This window comes from Phyllobacterium sp. MT110, from assembly GCF_058792715.1.
The window spans coordinates 101,159-126,233 of sequence record NZ_JBXAFE010000006.1 but is presented as its reverse complement, the minus strand read 5'-3'; the positions used below and the strand labels follow the sequence as shown (position 1 = coordinate 126,233).

The 25,075-nt window shown below is 57.8% G+C and carries 22 protein-coding genes; 16 read left to right on the top strand and 6 right to left on the bottom strand.

Features of this window, described 5'->3' with window-relative positions; genetic code table 11:
* Nucleotides 1–36: 36 nt before the first annotated feature.
* From AC1Q5O_RS22280 to AC1Q5O_RS22260, 5 genes are all read left to right on the top strand, one after another.
* Nucleotides 37–1,011: an ABC transporter permease gene (locus AC1Q5O_RS22280; RefSeq protein WP_288191405.1), complete on the top strand. Its 975-nt coding sequence runs from the start codon at nt 37–39 to the stop codon at nt 1,009–1,011.
* A complete protein-coding gene (locus AC1Q5O_RS22275; RefSeq protein WP_472460266.1) occupies nt 1,008–1,898 on the top strand; it encodes an ABC transporter permease in 891 nt (296 codons plus the stop codon). The genes AC1Q5O_RS22280 and AC1Q5O_RS22275 overlap by 4 nt, the downstream gene beginning before the upstream one ends.
* Entirely contained in the window at nt 1,895–3,577 is a 1,683-nt protein-coding gene (locus AC1Q5O_RS22270) for a dipeptide ABC transporter ATP-binding protein (RefSeq protein ID WP_492566004.1), read from the top strand. The genes AC1Q5O_RS22275 and AC1Q5O_RS22270 overlap by 4 nt, the downstream gene beginning before the upstream one ends.
* A 166-nt stretch (nt 3,578–3,743) precedes the next feature.
* Complete coding sequence (locus tag AC1Q5O_RS22265; protein WP_492566002.1) at nt 3,744–4,709, top strand: sugar-binding transcriptional regulator; 966 nt, start codon at nt 3,744–3,746, stop codon at nt 4,707–4,709.
* Nucleotides 4,710–4,786: 77 nt separating this feature from the next.
* Complete coding sequence (locus tag AC1Q5O_RS22260; protein WP_492566000.1) at nt 4,787–6,841, top strand: bifunctional aldolase/short-chain dehydrogenase; 2,055 nt, start codon at nt 4,787–4,789, stop codon at nt 6,839–6,841.
* Nucleotides 6,842–6,898: 57 nt separating this feature from the next.
* On the opposite strand, the gene AC1Q5O_RS22255 is transcribed toward AC1Q5O_RS22260, so the two are convergent.
* From AC1Q5O_RS22255 to AC1Q5O_RS22245, 3 genes are all read right to left on the bottom strand, one after another.
* Nucleotides 6,899–7,951: a substrate-binding domain-containing protein gene (locus AC1Q5O_RS22255; RefSeq protein ID WP_464663852.1), complete on the bottom strand. Its 1,053-nt coding sequence runs from the start codon at nt 7,949–7,951 to the stop codon at nt 6,899–6,901.
* A gap of 61 nt (nt 7,952–8,012) precedes the next feature.
* Entirely contained in the window at nt 8,013–9,008 is a 996-nt protein-coding gene (locus tag AC1Q5O_RS22250) for an ABC transporter permease (RefSeq protein ID WP_165401922.1), read from the bottom strand.
* Between the two features lie 69 nt (nt 9,009–9,077).
* Nucleotides 9,078–10,586 carry a sugar ABC transporter ATP-binding protein gene (locus tag AC1Q5O_RS22245; RefSeq protein ID WP_492565998.1) on the bottom strand — a complete coding sequence of 503 codons (1,509 nt, stop codon included), beginning with the start codon at nt 10,584–10,586 and terminating at the stop codon, nt 9,078–9,080.
* A gap of 146 nt (nt 10,587–10,732) precedes the next feature.
* Between AC1Q5O_RS22245 and mtnK the strand changes: the two genes are divergently transcribed.
* From mtnK to AC1Q5O_RS22230, 3 genes are read left to right on the top strand one after another with little or no spacing between them, the layout of a single operon-like run.
* Nucleotides 10,733–11,995, top strand: a complete 1,263-nt coding sequence (gene mtnK / locus AC1Q5O_RS22240) for an S-methyl-5-thioribose kinase (protein ID WP_492565996.1) — start codon at nt 10,733–10,735, stop codon at nt 11,993–11,995.
* A complete protein-coding gene (gene mtnA, locus AC1Q5O_RS22235; protein WP_464663854.1) occupies nt 11,992–13,089 on the top strand; it encodes an S-methyl-5-thioribose-1-phosphate isomerase in 1,098 nt (365 codons plus the stop codon). The genes mtnK and mtnA overlap by 4 nt, the downstream gene beginning before the upstream one ends.
* Nucleotides 13,090–13,130: 41 nt before the next feature.
* Complete coding sequence (locus tag AC1Q5O_RS22230; RefSeq protein ID WP_464663855.1) at nt 13,131–13,793, top strand: class II aldolase/adducin family protein; 663 nt, start codon at nt 13,131–13,133, stop codon at nt 13,791–13,793.
* 16 nt (nt 13,794–13,809) lie between these two features.
* Here AC1Q5O_RS22230 and AC1Q5O_RS22225 read toward each other — a convergent pair whose 3' ends face one another.
* Nucleotides 13,810–15,366: an acid phosphatase gene (locus tag AC1Q5O_RS22225; RefSeq protein ID WP_492566329.1), complete on the bottom strand. Its 1,557-nt coding sequence runs from the start codon at nt 15,364–15,366 to the stop codon at nt 13,810–13,812.
* A 181-nt stretch (nt 15,367–15,547) separates the two neighbouring features.
* Between AC1Q5O_RS22225 and AC1Q5O_RS22220 the strand changes: the two genes are divergently transcribed.
* Nucleotides 15,548–16,747, top strand: a complete 1,200-nt coding sequence (locus AC1Q5O_RS22220; protein ID WP_492565993.1) for a cytochrome-c peroxidase — start codon at nt 15,548–15,550, stop codon at nt 16,745–16,747.
* 44 nt (nt 16,748–16,791) lie between these two features.
* Here the strand turns inward: AC1Q5O_RS22220 and AC1Q5O_RS22215 are convergent, their stop codons facing one another.
* A complete protein-coding gene (locus AC1Q5O_RS22215; RefSeq protein ID WP_492565991.1) occupies nt 16,792–16,995 on the bottom strand; it encodes a hypothetical protein in 204 nt (67 codons plus the stop codon).
* A gap of 106 nt (nt 16,996–17,101) precedes the next feature.
* Nucleotides 17,102–18,001, bottom strand: coding sequence for an NAD(P)/FAD-dependent oxidoreductase (locus AC1Q5O_RS22210; protein WP_492565989.1), 900 nt, complete (start codon nt 17,999–18,001; stop codon nt 17,102–17,104).
* Nucleotides 18,002–18,168: 167 nt separating this feature from the next.
* Here AC1Q5O_RS22210 and AC1Q5O_RS22205 point away from each other — a divergent pair, with 167 nt between their 5' ends.
* The 7 genes from AC1Q5O_RS22205 to AC1Q5O_RS22175 all read left to right on the top strand — a co-directional run bounded on the left by AC1Q5O_RS22205 (nt 18,169) and on the right by AC1Q5O_RS22175 (nt 25,057).
* Nucleotides 18,169–18,621 carry an Rrf2 family transcriptional regulator gene (locus tag AC1Q5O_RS22205; protein WP_492565987.1) on the top strand — a complete coding sequence of 151 codons (453 nt, stop codon included), beginning with the start codon at nt 18,169–18,171 and terminating at the stop codon, nt 18,619–18,621.
* A gap of 224 nt (nt 18,622–18,845) precedes the next feature.
* Nucleotides 18,846–20,324: a UbiA family prenyltransferase gene (locus tag AC1Q5O_RS22200; protein WP_492565985.1), complete on the top strand. Its 1,479-nt coding sequence runs from the start codon at nt 18,846–18,848 to the stop codon at nt 20,322–20,324.
* Nucleotides 20,321–21,655, top strand: a complete 1,335-nt coding sequence (locus AC1Q5O_RS22195) for an FAD-binding protein (RefSeq protein WP_492565983.1) — start codon at nt 20,321–20,323, stop codon at nt 21,653–21,655. Before AC1Q5O_RS22200 ends, AC1Q5O_RS22195 begins: the two co-directional genes overlap by 4 nt.
* A gap of 17 nt (nt 21,656–21,672) precedes the next feature.
* Nucleotides 21,673–22,410: an SDR family NAD(P)-dependent oxidoreductase gene (locus AC1Q5O_RS22190; RefSeq protein WP_472460253.1), complete on the top strand. Its 738-nt coding sequence runs from the start codon at nt 21,673–21,675 to the stop codon at nt 22,408–22,410.
* Nucleotides 22,407–23,342, top strand: a complete 936-nt coding sequence (locus AC1Q5O_RS22185; RefSeq protein ID WP_492565980.1) for an NAD-dependent epimerase/dehydratase family protein — start codon at nt 22,407–22,409, stop codon at nt 23,340–23,342. The genes AC1Q5O_RS22190 and AC1Q5O_RS22185 overlap by 4 nt, the downstream gene beginning before the upstream one ends.
* 9 nt (nt 23,343–23,351) lie before the next feature.
* Complete coding sequence (locus AC1Q5O_RS22180) at nt 23,352–24,632, top strand: NAD(P)/FAD-dependent oxidoreductase (RefSeq protein WP_492565978.1); 1,281 nt, start codon at nt 23,352–23,354, stop codon at nt 24,630–24,632.
* Nucleotides 24,632–25,057 (top strand): GtrA family protein, encoded by a 426-nt coding sequence (locus tag AC1Q5O_RS22175; protein WP_492565976.1) that lies wholly within the window; start codon nt 24,632–24,634, stop codon nt 25,055–25,057. The genes AC1Q5O_RS22180 and AC1Q5O_RS22175 overlap by 1 nt, the downstream gene beginning before the upstream one ends.
* Nucleotides 25,058–25,075 lie beyond the last annotated feature (18 nt).

Below are 25,075 nucleotides of genomic sequence, written 5' to 3'. Positions count from 1 at the left end.
CAAACAAGCACGAATGTGCAGGGGAAGGTTGAGCGAATGGTTGCGTTCATTGTCAGGCGATTATGGCAAGCGGCACTGGTCATGCTCGTCATGTCATTGTTGGTTTTTCTGGGTGTCTTCGTCATCGGAAACCCGGTCGACGTGCTGATTTCTCCGGATGCAACCCAGGATATCCGCAATCGCGTCATTGCGCAGTATGGCCTCGATCTGCCCATCTGGCAGCAGTATCTGCACTTCGCAAGCAACCTTCTGCATGGCGATCTGGGTCGTTCATTCGTCTACAACATGCCGGTTTCCCAGCTGATTGCCTCGCGCTTCCCCGCGACAATGGAGCTCGCGGTTATCGCTGTTCTCCTGGCAAGCCTTATCGGCATACCGCTTGGAATATATGCGGGGTACAAACCGGAAAGCTGGACCGCGAAGGTGATCATGGCGCTGTCCATTCTCGGCTTTTCGGTTCCCACCTTCTGGATCGGGCTCATGCTCATCATGGTCTTTGCCGTGCAACTGGGCATCATGCCGGCAGGCGGCCGCGGCGAGACGGTTTCTGTTTTCGGCGTTCCCCTCAGTTTTCTGACGTTCGATGGCATGCGCCACCTCATCCTGCCGGCCGTCAACCTGTCCCTCTTCAAGATGTCGATGATGATACGGCTGGCGGCCTCTGGCACGCGGGAAGTCATGCTGACCGATACGATCAAGTTTGCCCGGGCGGCAGGTATCCATGAGTGGACGATCCTGCGCCGGCATGTGCTGCGGTTGATTTCCATTCCGCTCGTGACCGTATTCGGACTGGAATTGGGCTCGACCATTGCGTTCGCCGTCGTGACCGAGACGATCTATTCGTGGCCGGGCCTCGGAAAGCTGATCATTGACAGCATCACGTCGCTGGACCGGCCGGTGATGGTGGCCTATCTCATGCTGGTTTCGCTCATGTTCATTACGATCAACCTGGTTGTCGATCTGGCCTATGCCGTCCTCGATCCGCGCATGCGCCATGGGGGCGGCAAATGACCCTATCCGTCGAAAAAGCCCGTACCTCATCCGATTTCTGGGCAGAGTTTGCACGCCATCCCGTTGCTGTCATCGCTGCCATCATACTGCTCGTTGTCATTGTGCTGGCTGTTTTCGCGCCGCTGATTGCGCCGCAGGACCCCTACGATCTTTCAAGCCTTGTGATGCGTGATGCACGCAGGGCACCGGGATATATCGGCACCGGCGGATATACCCACATTCTGGGAACCGACAGCCAGGGCCGTGATCTCTTTTCCGCCATCCTCTACGGCCTGCGCATTTCGCTGGAGATGGGCCTTCTCGCGGGAGCGATAGCCTTTTCGATCGGCGCGCTGGTCGGCTGTACGGCCGCCTATGTGGGCGGCCGTTTTGAAGCCCTCGTGATGCGGCTGGTGGATCTGCAGCTTTCGTTCCCGGCGATCCTGCTCGCTTTCGTGGTGGCGGCACTCCTCGGGCAGGGCAAGGGGCAGCTGATCGTCGCACTTGTCTTTTCGCAATATGCCTATTTCGTGCGCACTGCCCATGGCGCGGCGGCCGTTGAACGGAACAAGGATTATGTGGAGGCGGCTCTGTCCGTACCCATGAGCGGCTGGTTTGTGGTGACACGGCATATTCTGCCCAACGCGCTGCCGCCGCTTATCGTCGTGGCGACCGTACAGGTGGCGAGCGCCATTTCGCTAGAAGCAACCCTGTCATTTCTCGGGGTCGGCCTGCCGCCCACCGAACCATCGCTTGGCATGCTGATTTCCGGAGGCTTCCAGTATCTTCTTTCCGGCCGATACTGGATTTCCATCTATCCGGGCGTGGCTCTCATCATTCTTATCATGGCGATCAATCTTGTCGGTGATCAGGTGCGGAGTCAGCTCAATCCGAGGTTGAAACGATGACCGCTCCCCTTCTCGAAGTGACGGATCTTTGCACCTATTTCGAGGCGCGGACGGGAACCGTGAAATCAGTCGACGGCATCTCGCTCCATCTGGAAAAGGGCGAGATATTGGGACTGGTGGGCGAGTCAGGCTCGGGCAAGTCCATTACCGGCTTTTCCCTGATCGGTCTCATCGACAAGCCAGGGCGCATTGTCAGCGGTTCGATCAAACTTGACGGCCGCGAGCTTGTTGGCCTCAGCGAGCCGGAATTGCGCAAGATCCGTGGCCGGGACATTGCCATGGTCTTCCAGGACCCGATGATGACGCTCAATCCGGTCCTGACCGTATTGGATCAGATGACCCTGGCGCTGCAGGCGCATGAACGGATCTCGGACGCCGATGCGCGCCTGCGTGCCGTCGAGGCGCTGCGAAAGGTTCGCATTGTCGATCCTGAACAGAAGGTGGATTTTTATCCGCACCAGTTCTCCGGCGGCATGCGCCAGCGCGTTGCCATAGCCATCGCATTGCTGCACCGGCCCAAAATTGTCATTGCCGACGAACCAACCACGGCGCTTGACGTGTCGGTCCAGGCGGAAATTCTCGTTGAAGTAAAGTCGCTGGTTGCCGAGCTTGGCATTTCAATGATTTGGATCAGCCATGATCTGGCAACCGTGGCTTCCATCTCGAAGCGCATCGCCGTGATGAAGGCGGGCAAGATCGTGGAAACGGGCCTTGCCACGGAGGTCCTGCGCACGCCAAGCCATCCCTATACGCAATCTCTGCTCGATGCATTGCCATCGCGGTCAAAGCCCGGTCGGCGGTTGGGTGCTGGCGCCAATGACAATGACAGCGAAAGCGCTGCGCATCCCATTGCCGCGACGATGGCCGATCCGTCCTTCGTGGCGATGGATGGGCTCGTCAAAGTGTTTGAACAGAAACGTGGTTTCTGGGCGCGGCTGGGCGAGCGGACCGGCCTGCTCAAATCAAAGACGCCGGTGCTTGCCGTTGAAAACGTTGATCTGACCATCGCAAAGGGAGAGGCGCTTGGATTGGTCGGGGAATCCGGTTCGGGCAAATCGACGCTCGGGCGGATTGTTTGCGGCATCTATCAGCCGACCGAAGGCAGGGTAACGCTGAACAACAGCCCGGTGATGTCTGCCGGCCCGCAGCCGAGAAAGCTGATCACCAATGTCCAGATGATCTTTCAGGATCCCTTTGCATCACTTGACCCGCGCCGCACGATTGGACAGTCCATCGCGGAAGGACCGATAGCGCATGGTCTGACCAGCAAGGCCGAAGCCCGTTCATATGTGGCGGAGTGGCTGAAGGCTGTCTCGCTCGACCCAGCATTTGCGGACCGCTATCCGCATCAGTTCTCAGGCGGTCAGCGCCAGCGTATCGCCATCGCCCGCGCCTTGGCCATGCGCCCCGAGGTCATTGTCTGCGACGAACCGGTGGCATCGCTCGACGTTTCCATTCAGGCGCAGATTCTCAATCTTCTTTTGCAATTGCGCAAGGAACTGGGACTGACGCTGCTGTTCATCAGTCATGACCTTTCCGTCGTGCGTCATCTCTGCGACCGGGTTGCCGTGATGTATCGCGGCAAGATCATCGAAGTGGGGACGGCGGAGGAAATATTCGACGCGCCGCGGGAGTCCTATACGCGCGCGCTCCTCGACGCCATACCAAAGCTCGCCTGAGGCGCTCACGCATCGATTTGCCACCCGGGGGCGGGGGTGGCAATGCGACTTTCCCATAAAACTGCGAAGAGAAAAGCGCGCAACGCAGACAGCAGATAATCGCTATTTGACTTTTGTCAGATCACATGAATATTGTCTAATCAGCGATATTTTGTGAGGAACTTCAATGCCTGTCCGGTCCGCCGATCAGATAATCCATAAGGCCGCCTGGCTCTATTATACCCATGGTTTGCGGCAAGACGAAGTGGCCAAGCATCTCGATATTTCCCGCGCGTCCGTGGCGATGTATCTGCGCCGTGCGCGCGAAATCGGCATTGTCACCATCTCCACATCGACGGAATTGTTTTCCGATGACGTTCTTGCGCGCGAAACCGAGGATGCCCTTGGCCTTGAAACCGTTTGGATCATTCCTGAAGACCGGCAGGCTTTCAATCCATCGGTCGAAATGCCCGTTGTTGCAGCGGCTGCATTCATTGAGCTGATCAACAAGGGCGATCGTGTCGGCGTGGCCTGGGGGCGGACGGTCTATCATATCGCCGACGTCATGCCTTACGCAGACCTGCAGGGCGTGGCGGTCGTGCAGCTCTGCGGCAATCTCGGGGCGCCGTATTCCTATCGCCCGGATCAATGCACGACTGAAATTGCCCGCCGGTTGAACGCGGAGGGCATCAACCTTTACGCACCGCTCGTGCTCAGCTCTGAACGTCTGGCGGAGGAGCTGCGCCGGGAGCCGGTCATCCGGGAGCAGTTATTGGCAATCACCGACTGTCAGCTGGCGCTTTATTCCGTGGGCGGCATCGAAGATGACAGCCATCTGGTGAAATGCGGCGCGATCACCGCGGCAGAAATGCATGCACTCGGGCAGGCCGGCGCTGCGGGCGTGATTGCCGGGCAACTGATCGACGCGGACGGGCAGTGGCTGGACTGCGCCCATAACCGGCGCTGTATTTCTGCAGACCTCGATTCCATCCGGAAAATCCCAAAGAGGATGCTGGTGGTTCAGGAGGACAGCAAGTACGAACCGCTTGTGGCAGCCATCAAGGGCGGGTTCGCGTCCCATCTCATGGTCACGGCATCCATGGCGAAACGCCTGCTCAAACGCGCCAAGGGCGCCGGGCTCAAACAAACATAGCAACAGTTGGAAACATTGGCGGATCGCCTGGCCCGTTGCCAGGCCGTGAGACCATTTGCCGGACGGGAGGAGTTCGCATGAAAAATTTGTGGAATGACAAAGAGGCGGAAGACATGGTGGCGGTCTATGCCGCCAAGGGTATCAACCGCGATCTCGCTTTGAGAACTTACACCACGCGGCTTCTCGGAAGCGTGCCGCAGCTGGTGTTGCATGGCGGCGGAAACACCTCCGTCAAAACCACGGTCAAGGATCTGATTGGTGACGAGTGGGATGTGCTCTGCGTGAAGGGGAGCGGCTGGGACATGGGTATCATCGAGCCCACCGGCCTGCCGGCCGTCAAGATCGCCCCCCTGCTCAAGGCTCGCAAGCTGAGCAAATTGTCGGACGAGGATATGGTCACCCTGCAACGGGCAAACCTGATTGATCCGGCTTCGCCAAACCCGTCAGTGGAAGCGCTGCTGCATGCCTTCATCCCGCATAAATTTGTCGATCACACCCACTCGACCGCAATTCTTGCCATCGCTGACCAGGCGGAGAGCCGGGCCCTCAGTGAGAAAATCTTTGGCAGCAAGATGGGCTTCGTGCCCTATGTGATGCCCGGTTTTGATCTGGCAAAGCGAGCGGCCGAGGTTTTTGATGCGGATCCCACCGTTGACGGTCTCATTCTCGACAAGCACGGCATTTTTACGTTTGGCGCGACGGCTCGGGAAGCCTACGACCGCATGATTCATTATGTCTCGCTCGCCGAGACCTATGTCCGCGACAAGGGGCGGAACCCGTTCACACCGGCGGCGTTGCCGAAAATGCTCGCCAAACCCGGTGATCTCGCTGCTATCGTGCGCGGCGCCGTCGCCGTCAATCGGGGCGAAGGCAAGTTTGATCGCATGGTCAGCGAATTCCGCTCGTCGCCGGCGATCCTCGAGTTTGTCAATGCGACTACCGTTCACGAGATGGCGCAGCGCGGCGTGTCGACCCCTGACTTGTCCATACGGATCAAGACTGGTCCGATGGTGCTGCCAGCGCCTGATGGCAGTGATCTCGATGCGTTCAAGGTGGCGGTGGAACGCGCCGTTGCGGCTTATGTGGCGGATTATACCGACTATTTCACAACGAATGACCAGCGCAGCAGCGGAAAGCGGATCATGCTCGATCCGATGCCGCGGCTGACGCTGGTACCAGGCCTGGGCATGTTCGGACACGGCCGTACGCTCAAGGACGCCAGAATTGCCGCGGATGTCGGTGAGATGTGGATCGAAGCGGCGCGGGATGCGGAGTCCATCGGGCGGTTCGAACCGGTGAGCCGGCCCGATCTGTTTGATCTGGAATACTGGTCGCTGGAGCAGGCCAAGCTTGCCAGCGCGAAGGCAAAGCCGCTCACGGGCCAGGTGGCCTTGGTGACGGGTGGGGCGGGCGCCATCGGGGCCGCAACGGCCAGGCTGTTCGCCCAGCAGGGCGCTCACGTTGCCGTGCTGGATCTCGACGCGGCAAAGGCGGAGGCCGTCGCCCGGTCGGCTGGCAATGATTCCATCGGCCTGGCCTGCGATGTGACCGATCCCGCGTCCGTCCGTGCGGCGTTCGAGGCTGTCGTTGCCGCCTATGGCGGTGTCGATATCGTTATTTCCAATGCGGGGGCCGCATGGGAAAGCCCGATTGCAACCCTTGACGACGATTTGCTGCGCAAGAGTTTCGAACTCAACTTTTTTGCACACCAGACCGTGGCGCAATGTGCCGTACGCATCATGAAACAACAGCGGACCGGCGGCGCTCTTCTGTTCAATGCCAGCAAGCAGGCGGTCAATCCGGGTGCCAAATTTGGTGCCTATGGCCTGCCCAAGGCCGCGACCCTTTTCTTGTCGCGCCAGTATGCCCTGGAACATGGTGCGGACGGCATACGCTCCAACGCGGTCAACGCAGACCGCATCCGGTCCGGTCTGTTGAACGACGAGATGATTGCAAACCGTTCGGCATCCCGCGGGCTTTCGACCAGCGAATATATGGCGGGCAATTTGCTCGGGCTGGAAGTCACGGCCGATGATGTGGCCCAGGCGTTTTTGCACCATGCACTGGCGGAGCGGACAACAGCCGATGTGACGACTGTTGATGGCGGGAACATCGCGGCGGCTCTGCGCTGATCGGGGCGTGGTGGTACACAACAAAAAGGCGGCCTTTCGGGCCGCCTTTTTCGTTTGTCATTTGCCCTTGGGAAGCGGCATCCATGCGGGCACCGCGACATCAGCATGGGCGAATTGCGGCAGTTTGGCCGCCAGTTCTTCCATGTTCTTGATATCGGCGCTGTTGAGCTGGCTTTGTGTGATCAGTGTCGGAGGCACAATGACGTTGTGACCCGGATCCTGACCGGCAAGCAGCATGGCCAGCGCGCGCACCGAAACCTGGCCGACAACGGCCGGATTGGTCGCAGCGGTCGCGGTCCAGGCACTGGCTGGCTCACGCATTGCCGCGATGTCTGATGTCGAAATATCCGCCGAATAGATTTTGACACTGGAGGAAAGCCCGGCCTCGTCAACGGCAATTTTTACGCCCTTGGCGAACTCGTCATAGGGCGCAAACATCACGGTAATGTCCGGATTGGCGGAGATGACCGAGCGCGCCTGATTGGCTACCGAATTGGCGATCGGATTGTCCATCGTTCCGAACATGGCGGCTTCGTGAATGCCGGAATATTTCTTCTTGAATTCCTTCCAGGTCTCGTCGCGCCGGTCGAGAGGCGCGATCCCTGCGACATAGACATAACCGGCTTTCCAGCTGTCGCCATTGTCCTTGACGGCCTGCTCCAGGGCCAGCCGGGCAAGGTCGCGATCGGACTGTTCGATTTGCGGTATCTTGTCGTTGCCGACATTCACGTCGAACGCAACGACTTTGATCCCGGCGTCCACGGCGCGTTGCGCGGCATCCTTCATGGACTCCGTCAAGCCGTGCTGGATGATGATCCCATTGACACCGAGGGCAATCGCCTGATCGACCATGTCAGACTGCAAGGCAGCATCCTGCCGGCTGTCCAGCACGCGAAGATCGACGCCAAGCGCCTTTGCCTGCGCCTCGACGCCGGAAAGATAGGACTGGAAGAAGTCACCCGTCGAAAGGTATCGCACCAGGGCAATCTTGACCTTGCCGGGATTGTCAAACGGAGCGGGCATGCCATCGGCAAATGCAGCACCGCCCAACATGGTCGCACCAAGCAAGCCGAACCCGAGCTTGGCAAAAAATCTCCGCGTCACCTTCATTTCATTTCCTCCATTTTCGATTTTTTATACTTGTCCCAATTGCCTCGGGGCATCCGCCCGCTCAGCGTTTGCCTCTTTTGGAGAGTGCAAATGTAAACACCAGTGCGACCACCAGCACCGCGCCCTTGACGAAATCCTGCGTGTAGTAGGGGGCGTTCATCATGGTCAGCCCCTGCAGCAGCACGCCGACAAACAGCGCACCGATACCGGTGCCGAAAGCATTGGGTTTTGCCGCGCCCAGCACGGCAAAGCCGATCAATGCCGCAGCGACGGAATCGAGCAGCAGATTGTTGCCCGAGGCGATGTCGCCGCGGCCAAGACGCGCAGCGAGCAATATGCCGCCAACGGAGGCAAAAACGCCCGATATGATATAAGCGCTGATCTTGTATGCTTTAACCGGAGCGCCGGCGAGTTCGGCCGCGCGCTCGTTCGAGCCAACGGCATACATCATGCGTCCGAAGCGGGTGTATTCGAGGAAAAACCAGATCAGCACGGCCAGGACGATCAACACGACAACGGATACCGGCAGGAGGTTTGGCAGGATGAAGTCGAAGCGGTGACGGCCCAAGGCGAGGAAAACCGGGCTGAACGTACCATTGGCGACGCTGCCGTCCGGCAAGGTCATTCCCGTGGCGATCGAGCGTCCTTCGGTCGGAATGCGCTGAAGCCCGACCAGCAGGAACATCATGCCCAGGGTCGCGAGGAGATCGGGGACCCGCATATAGACAATCAATATTCCATTGATCAGCCCGACGATGATGCCGATGGCAAGACAGACGAGGGTCGCGGTCAGGGCGTCTCCGCCCATCACCACCATGACGTAGGACGATGCCATCATGGCGGTGGTCGCCACGGATCCGATTGAAAGGTCGAAACCACCAACGACCAGCGTTGCCGTAACGCCTAGCGCCAATATACCGGTGATAGAGACGGACTGGAGAATGAACACCGCGCTTTGCGGCGAGGCAAACCCGTTGGTCACGATACAGAAATAGATGATCAGACCGGCAAGCAGAGACAGAAAGCCGTATTTGATTGCCAGATCGCGGACAGGCACGGCGCTGCTTTTCGTCCCGTGCTTTGAAGCGGGGGCAATAGCGGAGGTCGGTGGTGTATTGGTATTCATTCAAATGACCATTCTGTGCTGGCCGGCGATTTCTGCCAGCAGCTTATCGATGTTGACATCGGCGTTGCGATGCTCGCCGACGAGTGTGTGTTCCGACATGACGACAATCCGGTCCGCAATTTCGAAGGCTTCGTCGATCTCGGTCAGGAAGACCAGGGTCGCACGCCCATCGGCCGAGGCGCGAAGTTTCGAGCCGATATCCCGTCTTGCGGCGATATCGACGCCCTGAAACGGTTCATCGAGAATGAGCATGCGCGATGCCTCGCTCAACCAGCGGGCAACCATGACTTTCTGCTGGTTGCCACCGGACAAGGTGTCCATTTCGTCCCGCTCGGTGCGGCAGACGACACCAAGCGACGCGATCTGCTCGCGTGCCCTGTTCCTTTCCCGCCGCCGGTTGGAAACCGAAAAGAAGCTGCTGCGTTTAAGAAACGGCAAGCTGATATTCTCGTATATGTTGAAATCCGGCACGATACCGCTGTCTGCGCGGTCCTTGGCGACAAGGAAAACACCCTGATTGATGGCTTGTCTGGTTGTGCGGGGCTCATAGGGCCGGCCGTCGAGGCGCATGCTGCCCGATATCGGCCTTCGGACGCCGAAAAGCGTCTCGGCAAGGGCCGTTTTGCCCACGCCGACGAGGCCGGTGACGGCCACGATCTCGCCGTCGCCCAGCGTGAGCGAGAATGGCCGGCTTCCCGGAGCGATGCACAGATTTTCGATCTGCAGAACCGGTGCGCTGGCATCTCTGGTGACGACGTTGCCGAGGCTGATCTTTTGACCGAGCATGGCGTTGACTGCGCCGCCGTAGTCCAGCTCGGGGCCATCAAAAACACCGCTGATCCGGCCGTCGCGCAACGTCACAATAATGTCTGCCAGCCGGCGTATATCGGACATGCGGTGGGATATGTACAGGATCGCCACACCGCGGGCGCGCAAACGATCGATCACCTGAAACAGCCGTTCTGCTTCCACGCTCGACAGGGACGATGTCGGCTCATCGAGAATGAGCACCTTCGGCTCATGCGCCATGGCCCGGGCAATGGCGACCATCTGCCGCTCTGCCAGTGGCAGATCGGCAACAATCGCACCAAGATCGATATGCAGCCCCATGCGCTCGGCGACGACAGCAGCCTCCCGCCGTACGCGACGCGGGTTGAAAATTGCCCGCACCCCACGCCCGTTCAATCGATCCAGTGTCAGGTTCGTTGCAACGTCCAGATCGGCTACGACGCCATCATTGATATTCTGGTGAACCGTTACAACGCCTGCACGAATGGCTTCCATGGGCGAGGCCGGCGAAAACTCCCTGCCATCGAGGCTGATTGCTCCCGACGTTCGCGCATATACACCGCTGATAACCCGGACAAGCGTGGATTTTCCAGCGCCGTTGGCACCCATCAGGATTGTGACAGTTCCCGCACGCAATTCCAGATCGATCCCATCCAGTACCTGGATTGAACCAAATGATTTGCGCAATTTTTCAATACGGAAGACGGTTTCCTCGACCATCTGCTCCTCCCCTTGCGAGCATGCTAGGACGCCGGATCATCAAATGTCAAGGCCATTGACATTTGCCAGTTTGCTGCCTTAACAAATGGAGGGCAAGGGCACAAAAAGCTGAGAAACGGTCCATGTCTGCAGGGAGGAATATCGAAATGCCAATGTTTGAGGCCCTGAATGTGGAAACGCTGCCGCTTCGTCTCGGTCAAAATACCATGCTGCTGCAACGGCTCGGTGAAGACTGGAGGAGTTGGAAGGTCCGCGAAGTCGGCGACGGCAATTTAAACCTGGTCTTCATTGTCGAAGGCAGCGCGGGCAGTGCAATTGTCAAACAGGCACTGCCCTATGTGCGGCTGGTCGGCGAGAGCTGGCCATTGCCGTTGAAACGTTCATTCTTCGAGTACCATGCATTGACACGACAGGCGGCCCGTGATCCGGGCAGGGTGCCTGAAGTTTTCCATTTCGACGGTGAGCAGGCCATTATCGTTATGGAATTCCTGTCACCCCATATCATTTTGCGGCGAGGGCTGATTGAAGGCAATCAGTATCCCAATGCGGCCCGTGATCTCGGCCTGTTTCTCGCCCGTACCCTGTTCCGTGGCTCAGATTTTTCAATGAAAGCGGCGACGCGCAAGGCTGATGTCGCGCTCTTTGCCGACAATGTCGAACTCTGCGACATCACCGAGAGCCTGGTTTTTTCGGATCCCTATTTCAACGCCCCGCTGAACAGGCATACCGCGCCGCAACTGGACGGGCTTGTCGCTGCATTGCGTGCCGACCGTGACCTCAAGGTGGAAGCGCAGCGGCTCAAGCATCTGTTCGCCACGAAGGCCGAGACCTTGCTGCACGGCGATCTGCACACCGGGTCGGTGATGGTCACACCCGGCGAGACGCGGGTCATCGATCCGGAATTTGCGTTTTACGGGCCCATCGCCTTTGATGTCGGCATGCTGCTCGCCAATTTCTGGATGAATTATCTGGCGCAGCGCGGTCACGAGCAGGATGACAACCGTCGCGACATGCGCCGTTCCCTGCTTGAAGCCATTGAGACGATTTGGGAAACGTTCCGTTCCGAGTTTTCTCATCTCTGGCGTACCGAACGCAACGGCATCTTGTATCAACGCGCCTTGTTCGAGGATCAGGATGACAGCCTCGGTGCCGAACAGGCGCTCAACGAAGTGCTGCATGACATCTGGCAGGACATGCTGGGGTTCGCCGGGATTGAAATACACCGGCGCATTCTCGGCCTTGCCCACAACGCCGATTTTGAACTGATCGAGGATCCGGACCTGAGAGCGCGATGCGAATCCAAGGCGCTTAAATTCGGCCGTCATCTGGCCTGCAACCGGCGCCATATCCATAGTTTGGCTGAAATCAACGGTTTGGTTGAGCGGCTTGAAAAGGAGATTACCCTGTGAAAGTCGCAGACCGTCACTATCACACCATCTGGCTCAACAATGATGGTCGCTCCGTCGATATTATCGATCAGCGCTGGCTACCCCACGAATTCAAGGTGGTGACACTGAAAACGGTCGATGATGTCGCCATTGCCATCCGCGATATGTGGGTGCGCGGCGCACCGTTGATCGGGGTGACGGCGGCCTATGGCGTTGCGATCGCCATGGCGGATGATCCCTCCGATGCCGCACTGCACGATGTGTGGGACAAGCTGCATGAAACCCGGCCAACGGCCATCAATCTCCGCTGGGCGCTCGATACGATGCGCCAGTATCTGCTGCCGCTACCGGAAAAGGACCGCATGGCGGCCGCCTATCGCCGGGCGGCTGACATTGCCGAGGAAGACGTACAGCTCAATCGTCAGATCGGCCTGCACGGCCTCGAAATCATTCGCGATATTGCCGCAAGGAAAAAGCCGGGCGAGCCGGTCAATATTCTCACCCATTGCAATGCAGGCTGGCTCGCAACCGTCGATTACGGCACAGCAACCGCTCCCATCTACGTTGCGGCGGAGGAGGGGATCAACGTTCATGTCTATGTTGATGAGACACGTCCGCGCAACCAGGGCGCGCAACTGACGGCATGGGAGTTGAACGGACACGGTGTGCCGCATACGCTGATCGTCGACAATGCGGGCGGACATTTGATGCAGCATGGTCAGGTGGACATGGTTATTGTCGGTACCGACCGGACGACGGCCAACGGCGACGTGTGCAACAAGATCGGCACCTATCTGAAAGCCCTGGCGGCCAAGGACAACAACGTTCCCTTCTATGTGGCCTTGCCTTCCCCGACGATCGATTGGACTGTCCATGACGGGATCAGCGAGATTCCGATTGAAGAACGCGCCGGTGCGGAAGTGTCTCATGTGCAGGGACTGGCAGCCGACGGTAAAATCGCCTCCGTGCAGATTTCCCCGACGGGCAGCCCCACCGCCAATCCGGCTTTCGATGTGACCCCCGCGCGTCTCATAACCGGGCTGATTACCGAACGTGGCGTTGCCCAAGCCTCGGCGGAGGGTTTGAGCGCCTTGTTTCCGCAAAGTAAGCGGTGATAAATCCGTCGGGATGCCATGAGCAGCGGGAAGATGCCTGAATGACCACATCAGTACAAGATTCCATCGATCTTCGCCGGGAAATGGTGACGACGTGCCGGTTGATGAACTCGAGCGGCGTCAACCAGGGAACGTCGGGAAATCTCTCCGTGCGCACGGATCGCGGATTTCTTGTGACACCGTCGTCCCTGCCTTATGAGACCATGCAGCCGGACGATCTCGTCGAGATGCACTTCGATGGCAGTTATGTGGGGCGGCCGCCATCGTCCGAATGGCGCTTTCACCGCGATATCCTGCAGAAGCGTTCCGATATCAATGTGGTTCTGCATTGCCACTCGGTCTATGCGACAACGCTTGCGTGCCACAACAAGACAATCCCGAGTTTCCACTACATGACCGGGATTGCCGGAGGAACGACGATCCGTTGCGCGCCCTATGCCACCTTTGGAACGCAGGCACTGTCCGACAATGCGATCGTCGCACTGGAGAACAGGCTGGCATGCCTGCTCAGCCAGCATGGTCAGATATCCCTGGGGGTGACGCTTGAATCCGCCCTTTGGCTTGCAATCGAAGTCGAAACCTTGTCGCGCATCTATGTCCAGGCACTCACTTTGGGCGAACCGCCGATCCTGTCAGACGAGGAAATGGAGCGTGTCATCACCCAGATGCGCCAGATAAAATACAGCATGAGCCAGCAGGGCTGAGCCTCTTTCCAGGCGCTTACTGGCTGTTTGTCATGTCGAGAGCACTGGTCAGGTCGCCCAATGGCGGCTGATTGTGGGAGGCCACCGCATCATCACGGACCGTGATCCCATGCAATGTCGGCAATTCGAAACGCCTGGTCAGGAAGCGTAGAATCGAGGTTGTGTCCATCGGCGTGTGATCAACGAAACCGCGGCGGGCGAACGGCGAGACAATGATGGCTGGGATACGGCTGCCAGGTCCCCAACGGTCGCCTTTCGGCGGTGCGGCGTGGTCCCATATACCGCCATTTTCATCATAAGTGACGATGACCAGCATATGCGGCCATTGCGGGCTTTTTTCCAGATGCCCGATAAGGTCGGCAATATGCGCATCGCCCGCCTCGATATCCGCATAGCCGGAATGCTCGTTCAGATCACCCTGCGGTTTGTAGAAGGCAACTTGCGGCAGTGTGCCAGTGTCGATTGCCTTGATGAATTGCGATCCAGCCAAGCCGCCATCGAGCAGATGCTCGGTGCGTGCCGCTGTTCCCGGCGCAAAATTCGCATAATAGTTGAACGGCTGATGATGGTACTGAAAATTGGGAACCGGCGTTTTGTTGCCGTGGTCCAGCACATCCTGCCACGCACCGCCATACCAGGCCCAGCTGATATGCTTCAGGCTGAGCATATCGCCGATCGTCGGTTCGGTCTGCGGCGGGAGGGTTGTCGGGTTTGCAGGGTCCGCGGTCGCCGCGTCGGCGTTCTTTGCGGGCGTGTTGCCGCTCGGCTGATAGGGTGGCTGCATGGTGTTGACGGCGTAAAAGTCCGGGGTGAGATTGCCATCGCCGGCAAATTTTGGGATGCCATCGATTGCCGATTTGGGTGAATTGGCAGCGAGCGTCAACGAGACGCCATCCGGTTCCACCACGGCGACAGAAGGCTTGGCCGGGCTGGTGTCGGCATGGGCGTATTGGGGCGCGCACGCGCATATCAGCCATTGGTGATTGAAGAACGAGCCGCCAAAGCCGCCCATGAAAAATTCATCGGCAAGGGTGTATTTTTGCGCGACCTTCCACATCGCCGTCTTCGAGCCGTCCCAAAGCCCCATGACCATTGCGCCGGAATCGGCATAGGCGACGAACTTATCGTTCTTGCCGCCATTGATCTGCATCTGGTTTTGATAGAACCGGTGCCACAAATCGTGGGTGATTGTGCCGAGGGGGAGATTGAACCCCTGAGGATCGTCGACCCGATAGGGGTGATTGGCAAGGTGCTCGGTCTCCGCCTGCGTGACCGGTGGGGTAACGCCCTTTGCGGTCAATCCGCCCCAAACAGGCGGTAATTCGCGTAGCGGAGTGTTGTCGCGGTCAAGCTGGGTGAGCGCTGCGTCCGAACCCCCCTGCAGGCCGTCTGCTCCGGGGAAACTGCCATAAAGATTATCAAAACTGCGGTTTTCTGCGTAGATCACCACCACGGTGTCGATCAGGTTCAGAGTGTTGGAATGACCGTCATTGTATCCGGCCGCCGATGCGGAAGAGAGCCCACCCATGGCGGCACTGATCACCGAAGCGGTCGCAATCATATTTATCCGCATGCTGGCAGTCTCCTTGTCGGCTATATGTTGATAACTTTTCAAGTTTACTCCACCATACCCACAAGCCGTCCAAACGTGCCCGGGGATCTGACGGAGGAAGCTAATCATAAAGCCTCTTGGATACACAAGCACAAAGCACCGGGCGGTGATCCTTTGCATCGTCGCGACGATCAGCGCTGCGGTGGCAGCGCACAGTGCGGTCACGGAAAGTTCAGGCAAAGCCGCGCCGGAACCATCGCGCGCGCAGGTGCGCGAGCAGGTGAAAGCACTTGGCGCGCTCGGTCAGGCCTTGTTTTTCGATCCTGCCTTGTCAGGCTCCGGCAAGCTCTCCTGTGCGTCCTGCCATGATCCGGCCCACGGCTTTGCCGCCGCCAATGGCCTTGCGGTTCAGCTGGGCGGCGGCGATCTGCGGCAGCCTGGGGTGAGGGCGGTGCCATCGCTCAAATATTTGCAAGCTGTCCCGCCGTTCACCGAACATTTTTTTGAATCGGAAGATGATGCGGACGAAAGCATCGACAATGGCCCGACGGGCGGGCTGACTTGGGATGGCCGGATTGACCGCGGCCAGCAACAAGCGAGGATCCCGCTGCTTTCCGATTTCGAAATGGGCAACAAAAGCGATGAGGACATTGCCCGGCGGCTGATCGCGGCAGATTACGGCGCCAGGATTGCAGCAGTCACCGGTCTGCCAAGCACGCCGGACACATCTGTTCTGGTCAATACCGCCCTCAAGGCACTGGAGGTGTTCGAACAGGACTACCGTACCTTTTACCCTTACACGAGCAAGTACGATGCGGTGCTCGCCGGAAAAGCCGTGCTGAACCCGCAGGAAGCCCGAGGCTTGGATCTGTTCAATGCGCCCGCGAAAGGCAATTGCGCGTCATGCCATGTGAGTCAGCGCGGCAATGACGGGACGCCGCCGCAATTTACCGATTACGGTTTGATTGCTTTGGGTGCGCCGCGCAATCCCGAGATTCCCGCAAACAGGGACCTTCATTATTTTGATCTGGGCCTTTGTGGTCCGCTCCGGACGGATTTCTTGAACCGCATGGACTATTGCGGTCTTTTCCGCACGCCCACACTGCGCAATGTGGCGCTTCGCAAGACATTCTTTCACAACGGCGTCTTTCACTCCTTGCAGCAAGCCGTGGAGTTCTATGTCGAGCGCGAAACCAGGCCAGAGCGTTGGTATCCACGCAAGTCTGATGGCAGCGTTGACAAATATGACGATCTGCCAGTGGACGCCAAAGCCAATGTGAACATGGATCCGCCCTTCGACCGGCAGGCCGGGGAAGCGCCGGCTCTCACACCGGACGAGATCCAGGACGTCATCAGTTTTCTCAATACGCTGACCGATGGTTACACTCCGCCCGAACAATAGCGCTGCCGAGCCGTCAGAGACTTCTTTGTTCAAACAGCAAAGCTCTAGGATTGTCCGGGCAGGTCAAGCAGCCTTGCCACCTCTGCAACTCCGTTGCCGGATGCAGACAGCGCACCGCTGTCCTTCACATCGACAACGGACCCGTTGGCAAAGCTCAAAGACCAGCCGTCATTGCTGGCATTTCGGCGGCGGTCGGTGAGTTCGATGCCAGACGCGGAGATCAGTGCAATGGCTTCATCGGCATCCATGATCGTCGCTCCATCTTAGCGGTTTCCTTGTCTTAGTTGAGTCTTCGCACGCAGCTGAGTCAAGCGGAAACCGTCGCCATGGTAACGTGCAGTAGGGGCGCATGGTCTATCTTGCGAAGACGAGCGATTGATGCGCGCCAACCCCGGCTTTGACACCAGCCGCTGCGGCCATTGTTGCATTGGCCATGGGACTGGCTGCATCGCCGGCCGCATAAACGCCCTTGACCGTTGTCTGCATCCAGTCGTCCACACGAATGAATGCCCCAAGCGGACCATCGTCGAAAGCACAGCCAAGCTGTTCCGCCAGCGGGCTGGCCATGTTGGTTTTCGGCGCGGTGAAAATAGCATCGACAGGTACAACCCTGCCATCACTGAGTCTGACCGCTTCAAGCCGGGGTGCATTGCCCAGTAGCTCGACAACCGGTGTCCGTTCGATCGGTACATTCCTCGCCGCCAGATCGGATAGGTGCTCCGCATCCGGCTCAAACGTATTTTGAGTGAAGTATGTGGCCGGTCCCCAATCCGATATCAGCAGTGCCTGATGTGCCGACAGGGGTGTATTGGCCAAAACGCCCAGTGCTTGGCCGCCAACTTCATAGCCGTGGCAATATGGGCAGTGAAGAACCGACACGCCCCATCGCTCCGGTAGGCCAGGGATTACCGGCAGATCATCTTTCACGCCGGTTGCCAGAATGAGACGCATGGCCCGTTTTTCGGTGCCGTCGGCCAACGCAACGGCAAAATGGTCGTCGGCTTTGCCGGCCGATACAGCCACGCTATCGATAAACTCCACTGTCGGGTAGATGGAAAGCTGCCGCCGCGCATCGCCAATGATATCGCGGGGCCGCCTGCCGTCCTGACCCAGAAAGCCGTGGGACGCTTCGACGAAGCGGTTGCGGGGCAGCCCAGCGTCAATCAGGAGCACGCGCCGGCGAGCACGGGCAATCTGAATGGCGGCGGAAAGACCGGCAAAACTGCCGCCGATAACAATGGCATCATAGGTCATGGAAGCTCCTTCATTGCGGGAGGCAAGATATTTCCAATGCCGGATCGCATCGGAGTTTGAATTATATAACAACATAAGTTACATGAAAATTTCCGTCAATAGTCATGTAACTTATTCTATTACGTATCGTTCGCGTGTGCTATGCATGCAGAAGGAGAATAACCAGTATGAGACATGACAGCCGACTGTCGAGAATGCTCCATGTCCTGATCCATATGGATCGGCACGACGGTTCGATCACGTCCGACAATATTGCGAAGATGCTGAACACCAATCCGGTGGTGGTGCGGCGAACCATGGCGGGCTTGAGAAATACCGGTTATGTCCGTTCCGATAAGGGGCATGGCGGGGGCTGGATACTGGCGCGTCCGCTTGAGGAAATATCGCTGCTTGACGTGCACCAGGCATTGGGGCGACCGGAAATGTTTGCGATCGGTATAGCCATCGACCACCCGGATTGTCTCGTGGAGCAATCGGTCAATGCAGCCTTGACTGACGCTTTCGACGCGGCGGAACAAATGCTCCTGTCGCGTTTTGCCGAGGTGAAGCTTTCCGATATCGCGCGTGATTTTGATTTTCGATTCCGGAATTTGACCGAAAGGCCGGCACAAACGGTTTGATTGATCAGGCGGCTTCAGGGCGCGCAACGGAGCCGCGGCCGGCCTTGCATCATGATAAGAATAACGCAGAAGGCACCTGCTGCCCGTGTCTGATGGAGGCAATGGTTTGCCCAATATCGGCTTGGCCTGATGCAGACTGCATGAGGAAGCTGGACTTGTGGCGATAAGCCATTTGTGCCAGAAGGCTATGAGTTCAGCGTCACCTTGGAAAGTTATAGCCCGTTATGGAATTGGCATATCGCGAATTGAATGGAGAGGTCACTCCAGAGAACGCCGGTGTCCAGTTGACGCGGTACCCCATCGTCGTTGATCTGGATAAGACACTTATCCTGACTGACACGCTGCACGAACAAGTGGTTGCAGCTCTTTTCACCCAACCCGCGACGCTTATTCGCGCTGCTCCCAGCATGCTGCGGGGCCGCGCTGCCTTGAAGGCCGCTTTGGCGTCAAAGGTTGACCTGGCATCAACGGTCCTGCCGCTTCGCGAGGACCTTGTGAAGTGGTTGCGTGAGCAAGCTGCTGCCGGCCGGGAGATTCATCTCTGTTCTGCAGCAAATCAGGCAGTGGTTGACAATATTTCGCGGCGTATCGGCATTTTTGCGAGCGCCATCGGCTCCGATACCGCAAATCTGAAGGGACGTGTGAAGGCAGAACATCTAGCGCGTACTTTTCCTGATGGCTTTGTCTATGTCGGCGACAGCAGGGCAGACTTGCCGGTGTGGAAATTGGCCGCGGGAATAGTCCTAGCAGGCGTTTCCACCGGCGTCGCAAAGGCAGCGCGTGATCTGGGCAAGCCGATTGAAGCAGAATTCAGCAATCATCCTCTGACTTTGAAGGATAGTCTCAAAGCCTTGCGGGTGCATCACTGGTCGAAGAACGCTCTAATTTTCGTTCCGCTTATTCTGGCGCATGCCTGGGGCGATTTCACCGTTATTCGCGATACGGTTCTGGGTCTTTTCTGTCTCTTGATTGTCACATCCTCGACCTATCTTCTGAATGATTTGGCCGATCTCAGTGCTGATCGGCAGCATTGGTCGAAGCGCAATCGCGCGCTGGCCAGCGGACGGCTTCCGATCGCCACGGGCCTGGCGATGGCCTGCATCGGTCTCGTCGTGGCGTTTGTCGGTTCTCTCCTGCTAACGCCTTATTTTTCCCTCGCATTGGCAAGCTATCTCGTGCTGACGCTTGCGTACTCCTTTGGCCTCAAGCGCGTGCCTATTCTTGATACGCTGGTCATCGGCATTTTGTTTACAACGCGTCTCATCATGGGGATCACGCTGCTTCGGCTGCCTGCATCTGCCTGGCTTTTGACCTTTTCAGTGTTCTTCTTCTTCTCTCTGGCGGTCGCCAAGCGTCATACGGAAATTATTCGTGCCACCTCCACAGGGTCTCACAGCCTCGCCAGCCGGGGCTATATGCTCGAGGATGCACCACTAACCCTCGCGTTTGGCATAGCGTCCGCCGTGGCGTCCCTGCTGGTCATGGTCCTGTTCATCGTTGAGGAGATGCTTCCGGGGTCGGTCTATTCCCATCCGAATCTGCTCGGTGGAATTCCCGTTTTTCTTGCGATCTGGGTCGGTCGGATTTGGCTGCTGGCGCATCGGGGGCGCATGAATGACGATCCCGTCAGTTTTGCTTTGCGTGACAAGCCCAGTGTCGTGCTCGGTCTTTTGGTCGCGATGCTCTTCGTGGCTGCTCTATGAGATCATTTGTCTCGACAGACGATATCCGCTCGTGGGGTGGAATCCTGCAGGGGCAGCATTTTGTCAGCCGGCCGAATTGGCGGGATCAGTTGCCTCGCAGTATTGCAGAGGCACGTGATGCCGATCACAGTCTTCTCGCCATGGGCCTTGGCCGCTCTTACGGTGACAGCGGACTGAATCCCGGCGGGGCGCTTGTCGACATGACTGCGCTTGATCGGATTATTTCATTTGATCCGGCAACAGGATTGTTGCGTGCGGAAGCCGGCATCTCCTTTGCCGATATACTCGATCTGTTCGTTCGTCGCGGATTTTTTTTGCCGGTCACGCCTGGAACGCGTTTTGTAACCCTGGGCGGGGCCATTGCAAATGATGTTCATGGCAAGAACCACCATCTTGCCGGAACGATCGGCAGATGGGTGCGCCGCATCGGGCTGCTTCGGTCGGATGGTACCGAGATCGAGCTGAGAGACGATGATCAAACCGGATTGTTCGCTGCGACGATCGGGGGGCTTGGGCTGACGGGACTGATCACATGGGCTGAAATTGAGCTGATGCGCATTCCCAGCGCACTCATGGACGTTGAGACGCTTCCCTTTGCCAATGTGGATGAATTCTTTGCCGTGGCTGCTGAGAGCGAAGGCAGTGCCGATTACACGGTGGCGTGGGTGGACTGTCTGGCAAAGGGAAACGCTCTCGGAAGAGGCTTGTTCACCCGTGCACGGCATGCACCCAGAGGAACAAAGATGGCAAGGGTGGAAAAGCCGAAGTTAACGGTGCCCTTCTCGATGCCGTCGTTTGTCCTGAACAATCTGTCGATCGGGCTGTTCAACAGCCTATACTTTTACAAGGGCAGCCGTGCGGCTGGCAAGGCTACCACCCCTTATCTACCGTATTTCTATCCGCTGGATAGCATCGGGCATTGGAACCGGATATACGGCCGCCGGGGAATGTACCAATACCAGTCGGTTGTGCCGCCCATTGTGGCAAGGGATGCGACCACGGAAATGCTCAAGGCCATCTCAAGGGCTGGCGAAGGCTCGTTCCTTGCGGTGCTCAAGACGTTCGGTGAGAAGGTATCGCCCGGCCTTTTGTCCTTTCCACAGGCTGGTACAACGCTTGCCCTTGATTTCCCCAACCGTGGCCAGTTGACCCTTGATTTATTGAGCCGTCTCGATGACATCGTGCGCGAAGCTGGCGGACGGCTATACCCTGCGAAGGACGGGCGTATTTCCGCGGCAATGTTTCGCGCTGGTTATCCCGCTTGGGAAACGTTTGCACAGCATGTCGATCCAGCATTCTCGTCCGCCTTTTGGCGCCGGATAAGCGAGTAAAGAAGAGGAATAATTTCGTGCGTGTCATCATATTGGGAGCAACGTCGGCGATTGCCGAAGCGACGGCTCGCCTCTACGCAAGCGAAGGTGCCGACCTGTTGCTGGTCGGGCGGCAACAAGCCAAGCTCGACGCGATCGCCGCTGACTTGAAGGTAAGGGGCGCCATCCGCGCCGAGACTGCCGTTTATGATCTGGCAGTGCCAAAGGATGTGCGCTCTGCGCTTGCGCAATTCTGTGCAACGCTCGGCGGCGTGGACCATGTGCTTATCGCCTATGGCGTGCTGGGCGAGCAGGATGAGGCGGAGCAGTCCACGGACGTTGCCGAGGAGATATTGCAGGTCAATTTCAACTCGGTTGCCGCATGGTGCCTCGCTGTCGCCGATGTATTTGAAGGGCAGGCGAGGGGTTCGCTTGTCGTTCTGGGATCCGTGGCTGGCGATCGGGGGCGACGGGCCAATTATGTCTATGGCGCGGCCAAGGCCGGGCTTGCCACACTCGTTGAAGGTATCTCCCATCGCTTTGCCAGCAACGGTCCGCGCGCTGCCATCGTCAAACCGGGGCCAACCATCACGCCCATGACGGAGGGTATGAACCGCAAAGGCGCCTTGTGGGCAACGCCCGAACAGATTGCGCGAGTGGCACGGCGCGCCGCGGATCGCACCGGCCCAGTTTTCTACGCCCCCGGCCGCTGGCGTTTGATCATGCTGATCATCCGCAATCTGCCGACTGTGATCTTCAATCGGATGAGCATATGACACGACGGATTATCATAACTGGCGCAGCAGGACTTGTTGGTCAAAACCTGATCGCCAGGCTGAAAACGAACCCGGATATCAAGATCGTGGGGATCGATAAGCACCCGACAAACACCGCTTTGCTGCGGCGGATGCATCCGGAAATCGAGACAATCGAAACCGATCTCGCCAAGCCGGGCCCATGGATGGATGCCCTGGCCGGCGCCGATGCCCTGGTGCTCAATCAAGCGCAGATTGGCGGTCTCCACGAACAGGAGTTCACCGACAACAATGTCACGGCCACTGAAAACATTGTCGCGGCTATGCGAAAGCACAGCATACCCTATTTCGTGCAGATTTCTTCTTCGGTCGTGCACTCGCAGGCCGATGATTTCTACACACGCTCCAAGACGGCCCAAGAGAAATTCATCGATACCGTCGGCGACATTCCGCATCTGATATTGCGCCCGACGCTGATGTTTGGCTGGTTCGATCGCAAACATCTGGGCTGGTTGCGCAGGTTTATGGACCGGACCGCCATCTTTCCCATTCCCGGTGACGGCAAGTTTATCCGTCAACCGCTTTATGTCGGCGATTTCGCCGCGATCATCGCGTCCGGTTTGGCCAGCCGCGCAACAGGAACTTATGACATATCGGGGCTGGAGCAGATTCATTATGGCGATCTCATCCAACTGATACATGACACGGTTAAGCCGAAAGCCAGGATCGTTCATTTGCCCTATCACCTGTTCTGGGCGCTGTTGTTCGTGTACGGCAAGTTCAACAGCAATCCGCCGTTCACCACCCGGCAGCTCGAAGCGCTGGTCATACCGGAAACATTTCCGGTGATCGATTGGCCGGAAATATTCGGCATCAAAGCAACGCCGCTGCGCACTGCGCTGGAAGAAACATATCTTGATGCCCGCTATTCCGGCATCGTTCTGGATTTCTGAGGATTTTACATGAGCAGGATCATCGTCATAGGTGCTGGCCCGATGGGGCTTGCCGCAGCGCACCGGGCCGTAACGCTTGGTCATGAAGTTGATTTGATCGAGGCAGACAGCAAACCGGGCGGCATGGCTGCCCACTTTGACTTCGGTGGATTGTCGATCGAGCGGTACTATCACTTTGTCTGCAAAACCGACAAGCCGACCTTCGCCTTGATGGACGAGCTCGGTATCGGCGACAAGATGCGCTGGACGCCAACCTCCATGGCCTATTACATGAAAGACAAGGTCCATCCTTGGGGAAGCCCCATTTCACTGCTGATGTTCCCGCATCTGAGCTTCATTGCGAAGTTGCGCACTGGCGTGCAGATGTTTTTGACGACGAAGGCAAAGGTCTTCAGCAGCATTGAAAAATTGACTGCCAGACAATGGATCGAGCGCGGGTCCGGCAAGGAAGTCTATGAGACGCTTTGGCGCCGGCTGATGCAGCTCAAGTTCTACGAACTGTCGGACGATATCTCCGCATCCTGGATCGCCACGCGCATCAAGCGCATTGGCAATTCCCGCCGTTCGATATTTCAGGAGGAACTGGGCTATATCGAGGGAGGAAGCGAGACCCTCGTCAAGGCACTGGTATCTGCGTTTGAAGCAAAAGGCGGGCGGCTACATCTCGCAGCCCCGGCCGAAAAAATAGAAACTGAGAACGGAAAGGTCATTGGTGTTACGGCAGGCGGGAGGTTTTTCTCCGGCGATGCGGTGATTTCCACGGTGCCGACGCCATTGGTGTCCAAACTTGCTCCGGATCTTCCGCAGTCCTGGCGGGATCGATACGACGCGATCCGCAATATCGGCGTTGTCTGCCTGCTGTTCAAGCTCAAGCGGTCGGTCACGAAGAATTTCTGGCTCAATATTGTCGATGAAAACATTGATATTCCCGGTATCATCGAGTTTTCCAACCTGCGTCCGGTGGACAATACGATTGTTTACGTGCCCTATTATATGCCGACCAGCCAGCCGAAATGGCAGTGGACGGATCAGCAGTTCGTCGATGAGGCGTTCGGCTACATCCAGCGCATCAATCCGGCCATTAGCAGAAGCGATCTCATCGACGCAACGGTGGGCCGTCTTCGGTATGCCCAGCCGGTCTGTGAGCCCAATTTTTACGAGAAATTGCCAGCGGTCCAGACACCGATCTCTGGCCTGCAGATTGCCGACACATGCTTTTACTATCCCGAAGACCGGGGTGTGTCGGAGAGCATCCGCTTTGGCAGGTCCATGGCCGAGGCGGTCGTCTGATGCGTGAACGAGCGACTGCAATCGTCGCCTCGCCATTTCTGCGTTTTGTCATTTCGGGTGGTATCGCAGCTGCGGTGAACATTGCCTCGCGCATTGCCCTGTCGCAGATCATGCCGTTCAGCGCGGCAATCGTGCTGGCTTACCTGGCTGGAATGACAACAGCCTATATCCTGATGAAGCTGTTCGTCTTCGATCAGTCGGGCAGTTCCGTGCGCCAGGAATACATTCGGTTCGGCCTGGTCAATCTGGTGTCGCTCCTGCAGGTCTGGCTCGTCAGCGTCGGTCTGGCCCGCTGGTTTTTCCCCTTGATCAATTACACGTGGAACGCGGACACGACAGCTCATATCATCGGCGTCCTGAGCCCCGTTATCACCAGCTACCTCGCGCATAAATCATTCACTTTCGCCCGTAAGGATAGACAATAATCAATGCTTAGAATGGTC